The following is an 8,642-nucleotide window of genomic DNA, read 5'->3' as shown; positions in this document are numbered from 1 at the left end:
AGAAAGTAGCGTACCTGCCGTAACTCTTGCTCCGCGCCAGGCCCCTCTCGAGACCCAGCCGCGCAAGAACAACGCCGGCCACGCTTCCCTTCCTTCAAAATCCTAATTGTCAAAGAACCTAACCAATCTCTCGGTTAGCCGTCCGAAGAACGAGGCCGCCTTATCCGGGTTTTCACGCCGGCAGTCAAGCCGCATTTTTCAGAAATTTTGGAGCGCAAGGCCCCGTCGCCAGCGACGTTGCCGCCGTCGATGAGCCAGCTTATAGGGGGCCAAACCCCAATCCGTCAATCGACAATTTTGAAAAAGTTCGCGCATCGCAAAAAATTCTGCACCCAGCCTGTGGACAGGCACCCGCCATCAACAGGCCAGAGCATTGAAATATATAAATAAATTTCGCAGGACCCTTATCAACATCCTGAGCAAAAGAAATGTGCGACGCAACATGGGGTGGCCCCTCGGGCTGGTTCCCGGCGCCGAAATGGCCCTGACTGCGGCCAGATCGGGGGCCAGATCCGGGGCGAGATCCGTTGCCAGACCCCACGCGCGCACCTGTGCGCCTGGCATCCGCGCCCGGCCTCAAGGCCGGCGCAGGGCCACCGCCGTCGCCAGACCGCCGACCGCGGCAATTGCGGCAAGACCCCTGTCACCGGCAGACAGGCGCTGCAGCTCATGCACGAGCCGCACCAGCAGGATCGCGCCGGACGCCCCGATGGGATGGCCCCGGGCGAGGGCACCCCCGCCCGCGTTGACCGCCTCGGGCGGCAGGTCCATGTCCTTCAGGCAGGCCAGTGCCTGCACGGCAAAGGCCTCCATCAGTTCGACGCGGGCAACCGATCGGGCCGTCCAGCCCAGCCGGGCAAGAAGATCCGCAATCGCCTGCCGTGGAACCAGGGCCGGGTCTTCCGGACGTCCTCCGGACTGCACCGCCCCCACCTGGACCGCCAGGACCGGAAGCCCGAGTGCCTCTGCCCTCGACCGGCTGGCCAGGAGAAGGAGGGCAGCCGCGTCGGCCTCCACCGCCACCGTGGCCGCTGTCAGCGCGTGTCCGGCCGTCCCGGCCAGCGGCTTCAGCCGACGCAGGAGGACCGGATCGAGAGCGCGGGCAAAGCTGTCGCGCGCCAAACCGGCCAGCGGCACCAGTTCCCCGGCCAGATGTCCTGCCGTCTCCGCCATCAGCGCCTTTTTGTGGCTGGCCATGGCATGGTCCTCCTGCGCACTGCGCAACCAGCCGTCGGACTGCGCAAGATGTGCAGCGGCCACAAGCGGATCGGGATCGCGCGCCGGATCGGCGACGAAGGCCGGCCGGTCATAGGGCACGGGCTGGCCGCCCGGGTCGAGCGGCCGGTGCGCCCGGATCGGCGACCGGCTGTAGCTCTCCACCCCGCCGGCCAGCACGAGGTCACAGTCACCGGCGCGGATGCTGCGCGCGGCAAGCACCACCGCATCAAGCCCGCTGCAGCACTGGCGGTCGATGCTGAGGCCGGAGACGTGATCGGGCAGACCGGCCGCCAGCCCCACCAGCCGGGCCGGATTGCCCCCGGCGCCGAGCGCATTGCCGAGCACGATGTCGTCAACGCGCGCGGCATCAAGGCCCGCGTCCTGCAGCACGGCCTGCACCACCGGCGCGGCGAGACCGGCGAGATCCAGCCGCGACAGGGCGCCGCCCCTGGGGGCGACCGGCGAGCGGCGCGCCGCGACAATCACGACCTCGGTCAAGGCAGGTCCTCCGGCGACAGTCGCTTTCCGGCCCGCTCCGCCTCGCGCTCGAGCACATGGCGCTCGAGCGCGGGCAGGTCGATCTTGCCGCCGGGTGTCAGCGGAAAGGCATCGAAGAGGTGGAAGCGTCGCGGACAGCGCGCCCGGCCGAGCGACGGCATCAGCACGCCGAGACAGCGCCGGCGCAAAAGGGCGTGCTGCGCGTCGCGATCGGCGGTGGGGGCAAGGCCGGCCGCGGGCAGGAGCGCGGCCACGGGCACCCGGCCACGCAGGCGGTCCGGCGCCCCGAAGACGGCCGCAAGGGCAATCTCGGGCAGTGCGCGCAGGAGCGCCTCGGCCTCCTCGGGAAACAGGTTCAGACCGGCGGAGACAAACATCCGCTGTTCCCGCCCGGCGAGAAACAGGTTGCCGGCCGCATCGAGATGGCCGCGATCGCCGACGGTCAGGAAGCCGCCATCCCGGCGCACCTCCTCGCCCCCGCCGCAGATGTAGCCGGCAAACAGCAGCGGACTGCGCACATGGATCGTGCCCGTCTCGCCGGCTGCAAGCCTGCAGCCCGCCACATCACGGATCTCGATCTCGACCCCGGGAAAGGCGCGGCCGACCGAGCCGGCGGGCGCAGGATCCGGGTCTGCATTGAGCGTGATGAAACTCATCTCGGATGCGCCGTAGAACTCCGCCAGCCGCAGGCCAGGAAAGGCCAAGCGCAGCGCCGCCTTCTCGCCCTCGCCCCAGGTGGCGCCGCTGACGAGGGCAAGGCGCAGTGCCGGGGCCTGCACGCCGAGGCGGAGGCTGTCACGGGTGAGCAGCACGAGCTGGGTCGGCGTGCCGTAGAGCACCGTGACGGCGGCCTCGGCCAGCAGGCGGGCGAGGCGACCGGGCGAGAGGCCCTGGGCCAGCGTGACGGAGGCGCCCGCCTCCAGCGCCTCGACCGCGCCATAGAGATGCAGCGAATGCGACAGGCCGCCGGGCACCAGCACGTGATCCTGCGGTCCGATGGCAAAGGCGGCACGGCTGAGACGGAAACTCTCGGTCCAGGACCGGTGCGTGCGGGCATAGCCCTTGGGCACTCCGGTCGAGCCGGAGGTGAAGCCGGCATAGAAGAGCTGCTCGGGCCGTGGCGCGGGCACGACAAGGGGCACCGTCGGCAGGCAGGCCACATCCCCCGAGCCATCAACCCTGTCCGGATCCGCAAGATCAGCCGGTGTCCAGACCAGCGCGGGATCGGTCGCGGCCAGGATTGCCGCCTTGCGGTGCTGTGGCCAGCCAGGATCAAGAACCAGGGCCACCGCGCCGACACGCGCCACGGCGAAAAACGACAGCAGCAGCTCGAGCGGATCGGGCAGGTCGAGGGCCACACGTGGCTGGGCGCGCAGCATCCCGCCCTCCCCGTCGTCCGGCTCCGCGATGAGGGCTGCCCGGTCGAAGGCCCCGGAAACGGACAAGGCGCGCGCCAGATGCCCGGCGCGCGCCTCGATGCGGGAAACAAGCTCGGACCAGGTCAGCGACCGGGAGCCGCAGAAGACGGCAGGCGCGTCGGGGCGGGCGGCCGCATGCGAGGCCAGCGCTGCCCCGACCGTGCTCACGTGCGCGACACCAGCGCGCGCGGGAAGCCGCGGGCCACCGTCTCCGCCACGACCGCAGTGATTGCCACCTTGATCAGGTCACCGGGAATGAAGACGACGCTGCCGAAGAACGCCTTGTCGAGCGGCAGTCCGCCGATCACGGCAAGACCCACGATGCCGAACAGGTAGACGACGCCGATGCCGCCGAGAACGGAGGCAAGGGCCGCCGAGGGCAGGACGGCGAGCGCGCGGCTGCGCTGCATGACGAGACCGGCGACAAGGGCCCCCACCGGCCAGCCGATCAGGAACCCGGCCGACGGCCCGGCAAAGACGGCAAGGCCGCCACGGCCACCCGACAGCAGCGGCGCCCCGAGGGCGACGAGAAACAGGAACAGGCAGACGGCCAGCGCGCCGCGCACCGGCCCGAGCATGACACCTGCGAGCATGATGCCGAGTGACTGCGCGGTGATCGGCACGCCACCGAGGAAGGGAATGGGGAAAGGCGGCAGCAGGCCGAGCACCGCGATCAGCGCGGCATAGAAGGCGATCTGAACGAGGCCGTGGTCCCGGGTATCGGACATGAAACTCTCCTTGATGGCGATCCGCTAGCGCCGGCGGGGCCGGCTGAGGACAGGGCCACTGGCGCCAGGCGTGTGGCCGGATGGCCCCCTCTTACGGCCTCGGCGCCGGTGATGCAATTCGGCAAAGAGGCCAAGGGCGCGGCCGGGTCGGCCTTGCCGGTCAGCGCCGGGTGACCCTCGTCCGGCCGTGCGTCCCGGAAAGCCCGTCCGCACCGCCGCGTGCAATCAGGGCCTCGGCCACATGATCGGAGAGCTTCAGCGCCTGGATCGCCAGCGGCGCGATCAGCCGCCAGCTCCCGGCCCGGCCGGTGCGCGCACGGTAAGCCTCGCCCAGCGCCCCGTAGACGGCCAGGAGCAGCGGAATGAAGCGCAGCACGAGCGAGACGGCCAGCGCCGGGCGGCGGGGCGAGAGGCCCACAAGCGCCAGTGGCCGGAACAGGGGCAGCAGTGCCGCCATCATGTCGTCCATCCGGGTGGTCAGGGTGACGAAATTGGCAAGCAGCACCATGGTCAAAAGCCGCAGGACCACCGTCAGCCCCTCCATCGGGGTCCCCATCAGGCCATGCAGCCCGGCGATCAGCAGCAGCATCGGCAGCAGCGGCCGCAGGAGGCGCATCTGCCGCCAGCCCTCGCGCCCCAGCACGGCATAAAGCGAGGCCGCACCCGCCAGCGCCGCGGCCAGGATGAAGGCATTGCCTACCGGCATCAGCAGCGCGCTGACAGCAGCCAGCAGGATCATCTTCACGCCCGCCGGCGTCCTGTGGGCGAAGCTGGTGCCGGGAACGAAAAGCGAGAGCATCGCCGCCTCAGCCGGGGTCGGAGGCCGCCGCGCGGCGCTCGATGTCGGCAACATAGGCAGGCAGTACGCTGCCCGGTTCCCCGTCCATACGCAGTCCCCCGTCCTCGATCCACAGCACCCGGTCGAAGCCCTGGATCAGCTTCAGATCGTGGCTGACCATGACGAGCTTCTGCGGCAGACCGGCCAGCCGACCCATCAGCTGCCGCGTCGCCAGACCATCCAGGCTGGCGAAGGGCTCGTCCAGCACCAGAAGCTCCGGCCGCATCACCAGCACCGCCAGAATGCAGACCAGTTGCTTCTGGCCCTCGGAAAGGTCGTGGAAGGGCCGGTCGGCCAGCGCCCCGCAGCCATGCGCGGCCAGGAAGCGGGACGCTCCGGCCCGCGCAGCCTGCCGTTCCTCGCCCAGCTGGGTGAGACCGAAGGCCACTTCCTCGGCAACGGTCGGGAAGATCGCCTGATGGTCGGGGTTCTGGAAGACAAAGCCCACATGCCGCGGCAGGTCCGCGCGCACGAGCCGGGTGTCGGCGCCATAGACACGGACGACCCCCGTCTCCGGCAGCAGGAGCCCGTTGAGCAGCCGGACAAGGCTGGACTTGCCGGACCCGTTGAGGCCGATCACCGCAACCCGGCGCTCGCTCAGCGTCAGCGTCAGTCCGGAGAGAACGGTCTTGCCGCCGCGCGTGACCGAGACGTCGTCGAAAACGGCATAGTCGGCCCGGCGCGGATCACAGGCCACCGCTGCGTCAGGGGTTCGTGATGTCGACCAGAATGCCATCATGTGTCCGTTTGCAGGCCGCGCCCGGCGCACTCCGGCCGGTGGCCCTCGGCCGAGGGAACGAGCAGGCCCGCTTATGGCCGCCCGCAAGGGGTCCTGTCAAAGGCGTGCACCGCCCGTCTCGCTGCCGGCCGCTCAGACCTCCTGCACCGGCACCGTGTCCTTGCCGCCCCGGGTTGCTGCGTAATAGGCCCAGAACAGCCGCGCCGCGACGCCACGCCAGGGCGCCCAGTCCGTTGCGATCACATCAAGCTGCCGGGGATCCGGTCGCCCGTCCAGACCGAAGGCATCCCGGACCGCATTCTGCAGCGCGATGTCGCCACTGGGAAAGATGTCCGGATGGCCGGCACAGAACAGCAGGAAGATGTCGGATGTCCAGCGGCCAATGCCCTTGATGGCACAAAGCCTTTCATGCGCCTCGGTGGCCGGCGCGGACGCCAGTCCGGCCAGATCGAGGCCACCGCCCACGGCCTCTGCCATGGCCCGGAGCGTCCGGATCTTCGGCCGCGACAGCCCCGCGCCCGCCAGCTGCTCGTCGGTGAAGGCGGACAGACTATCTGCCTCGAGCGGTGACACCAGCGCCTCGAGACGCCCGTAGATGGCGCGGGCGCTGGCCACCGACACCTGTTGCGACACGACAATGCCGACCAGAGCGGCGAAGCTCGGCTCCCGGCGGCGCAGGGGAACCTCGCCGGCGACGGCAATCACGCCGGCAAGGCGCGGATCAAGACGCGGCAGGACAGCAAGACCTGCGGCAATGTCCTCAAGCGTTTCGATGGGCTGCATCCGTCTTCCGCCTGCTTCCAGTCTTGCGTCCAGTCCCGATCCTCGACGGGCCTTGCCCAACCTTGCCGCACCGGCGGCCCGGACCGGTCGGATCGGCGCGCCAGAAACCAGACAAGCAACCAGACAGGCAACCAGACAAGGAACCGGGCCAACACCCGGCGCAATGCCCGCCACAGACACCGGAGGATGACCCGGGCAGCATCCGACATCCCGCTTCGGCGGGCAACGGGAAAGACCCTGCCCCCGGATCGTCCCCCGAGTTACCTGCAGACGGTCGACCGGACCTTCCCCACCGGCGTTCGTCGGCAGGACACGCGCTTAGCGAAGCACCTTGCAAAGCCGGCGCAGACGGAAACAATGCCGGCCATGACCGCCGTTTTCCGTTTTGCCCCCTCTCCGAATGGACGACTTCACCTGGGACACGCGCTCTCCGCGCTGCTCAACCAGCGGATGGCGGAAGCCGCCGGCGGGACGGTGCTTCTGCGCATCGAGGACATCGACACGGTGCGCTGCACACCGGAGCTGGTGGCGGGCATGCTCGATGATCTCGACTGGCTCGGCTTCCGGGCCCGGCCACCGCATCGGCGACAGTCCGAGCATTTTGCGGATTATGCCGCGGCCCTCGACCGGCTGCAGGCTCTTGGCCTCGTCTATGACGCCTATCTGACGCGCGGCGAGATTCGGGAGGTCGTCCACCGCAAGGAAGCACAAGGGGTCGCTTGGCCGCGCGATCCTGATGGCGCGCCTGTCTATCCGGGGGACCGGACACTCCTGTCGCCGGACGAGATCGCGGCACGCCGCCGGCGCGGCGAGCCGCATGCGCTGCGTCTGGACATGGCAAAGGCCTTGGCAATGGTCGGAGAAGGGCTCGGGGGACAGGTCGGGGGACGCGCGGGCCGTCCGCTGACCTGGCAGGAAACGGGAACGGGGCCGGCTGGCGAAACGGGCGAGATCACCGCGCATCCCGAGGCCTGGGGCGATGTGATCCTCGCGCGCAAGGACACGCCCACCTCCTATCATCTGTCGGTGGTGCTGGACGACGCTCTGCAAGGCGTCACCCATGTCGTGCGCGGGCAGGACCTGTTCCAGGCGACGGCGGTGCACCGCCTGCTTCAGACCCTACTCGACCTCCCGGCGCCGGTCTATCACCATCACCGCCTGATCACCGATGCGACGGGCCGGAAGCTGTCCAAGTCCGCGGGCGACACCGCGCTGCACGAGTTGCGCGCGGCAGGCTGGACCCCCGCCGATGTTCGCGCCCGCTGCGGCCTTTGACCGCCTCAGCCTCCGGGGACGCCGATGAGCCCAAGCCGGTCGAGCAGGATGACCCAGAGGCCGCAGGTCAGCACGGCTGCTGCTGTTGTCAGGGTGATCGAATTGGCCGACATGGCGTGGCCGGTGCCGTAGCGGTTGGCAAAGATGAAGGCGTTGACGCCGGTGGGGCAGGCCGCCGTCAGGGTCATTGCCGCGGTCCACAGCGGCGGCAGATGGAAGACATGCAGGGCCAGAAGCAGGACCATGCCCGGCATCACACCGACCTTGATCAGGCTCAGCAGCAGGCCGGGAAGAAGATTGCCGCGGATCCCGTAGAGCACCATGCTCATGCCAAGCGACAGCAGGGCGAGCGGCAGCGAGGTGGCCGAGATGCGGCTGAGGACATCCTCGAGGATGCCCGTCAGCGGCAGTCCGGTCAGTCGCCACACCATCGCCGACACGATGGCGATCACGATCGGATTGCGGACGAGACTGGCGAGAATGCTGCGGAGCACGACAAGTGCAGAACGGGCCTCCGCCGTGCCGTCCAGCGCTGCCGCGCGCTCCATCAGGATCGCGGTCACGATGGTCATGACGGGCAGATGCACGGAAATGAGCAGGATCAGCGGCACCAGCCCGTCCTTGCCCAGCACCGCCGAGACCAGCGGGATTCCGACCATAACCGTGTTGGCGAAACCGGCGGAAATGCCCCCGATGACACCGGCACGGGCTTCGCGGGCAAACAGCTTGCGGATGATCAGCGTGCCGGCAGTCCAGGCCAGGGCGACCCCGCCGAAATAGGCCGCCCACATCGCCCAGGGCGCGTCCGTGTCGGACGAGACGGTGGCGAGCGTCTTGAAGATCAGCACCGGGATCGCGATGACATAGACGAACTGTCCCAGGGCTTCGCCGACCGCCTGGGACAGGATGCCGGTCCGGGCCGTGGCATAGCCGATCCCGACCAGCAGGAAGACCGGCAGGACGATCGTCAGGACCTGGGAAAACATGATGCCTCCCGCGAGGGGCAGAAGCTGTGAGGATCGTGCGATGGCCGCATTGCCGGCGTGGACCCGAGGAGGGCCCCATGCGACACTTGAGACATGCGCTGCATGCCAGCAAAACCTTAGAGGCGCTCCCCTGTCGGGTCAACCGACCGCCGGAGCCGA

The 8,642-nt window shown here is 69.2% G+C and carries 8 protein-coding genes; 1 reads left to right on the top strand and 7 read right to left on the bottom strand.

Going from position 1 to position 8,642, the window contains the following annotated elements; genetic code table 11:
• Positions 1 to 576 precede the first annotated feature (576 nt).
• The 6 genes from GWI72_RS18575 to GWI72_RS18550 all read right to left on the bottom strand — a co-directional run bounded on the left by GWI72_RS18575 (position 577) and on the right by GWI72_RS18550 (position 6,222).
• On the bottom strand, positions 577 to 1,716 hold the full coding sequence (locus GWI72_RS18575; RefSeq protein WP_161677484.1) for a thiolase family protein: 1,140 nt from the start codon (positions 1,714 to 1,716) through the stop codon (positions 577 to 579).
• Positions 1,713 to 3,302: an AMP-binding protein gene (locus tag GWI72_RS18570; RefSeq protein WP_161709595.1), complete on the bottom strand. Its 1,590-nt coding sequence runs from the start codon at positions 3,300 to 3,302 to the stop codon at positions 1,713 to 1,715. The genes GWI72_RS18575 and GWI72_RS18570 overlap by 4 nt, the downstream gene beginning before the upstream one ends.
• Complete coding sequence (locus tag GWI72_RS18565) at positions 3,299 to 3,862, bottom strand: biotin transporter BioY (protein ID WP_161709594.1); 564 nt, start codon at positions 3,860 to 3,862, stop codon at positions 3,299 to 3,301. The genes GWI72_RS18570 and GWI72_RS18565 overlap by 4 nt, the downstream gene beginning before the upstream one ends.
• Before the next feature lie 160 nt (positions 3,863 to 4,022).
• The gene (locus GWI72_RS18560; protein ID WP_161677487.1) at positions 4,023 to 4,661 is read right to left on the bottom strand and encodes an energy-coupling factor transporter transmembrane component T family protein; all 639 of its coding nucleotides are present in this window, start codon (positions 4,659 to 4,661) and stop codon (positions 4,023 to 4,025) included.
• Positions 4,662 to 4,668: 7 nt separating this feature from the next.
• Positions 4,669 to 5,436, bottom strand: a complete 768-nt coding sequence (locus GWI72_RS18555) for an energy-coupling factor ABC transporter ATP-binding protein (RefSeq protein WP_161677488.1) — start codon at positions 5,434 to 5,436, stop codon at positions 4,669 to 4,671.
• A gap of 135 nt (positions 5,437 to 5,571) precedes the next feature.
• Complete coding sequence (locus tag GWI72_RS18550) at positions 5,572 to 6,222, bottom strand: DNA-3-methyladenine glycosylase family protein (protein ID WP_161709593.1); 651 nt, start codon at positions 6,220 to 6,222, stop codon at positions 5,572 to 5,574.
• Between the two features lie 366 nt (positions 6,223 to 6,588).
• On the opposite strand from GWI72_RS18550, the gene gluQRS reads away from it, so the two are divergent.
• Positions 6,589 to 7,497: a tRNA glutamyl-Q(34) synthetase GluQRS gene (gene gluQRS, locus GWI72_RS18545; RefSeq protein WP_161709592.1), complete on the top strand. Its 909-nt coding sequence runs from the start codon at positions 6,589 to 6,591 to the stop codon at positions 7,495 to 7,497.
• Between the two features lie 5 nt (positions 7,498 to 7,502).
• On the opposite strand, the gene GWI72_RS18540 is transcribed toward gluQRS, so the two are convergent.
• Positions 7,503 to 8,483 (bottom strand): AEC family transporter, encoded by a 981-nt coding sequence (locus GWI72_RS18540; protein WP_161709591.1) that lies wholly within the window; start codon positions 8,481 to 8,483, stop codon positions 7,503 to 7,505.
• Positions 8,484 to 8,642 lie beyond the last annotated feature (159 nt).

The sequence above is a fragment of the Pannonibacter sp. XCT-53 genome (assembly GCF_009915765.1).
In the GTDB taxonomy this organism is placed as follows: Bacteria; Pseudomonadota; Alphaproteobacteria; order Rhizobiales; family Stappiaceae; genus Pannonibacter; species Pannonibacter tanglangensis.
Note: the sequence above shows the minus strand (reverse complement) of the source record. Positions and strands in the feature narration are given on the sequence as shown.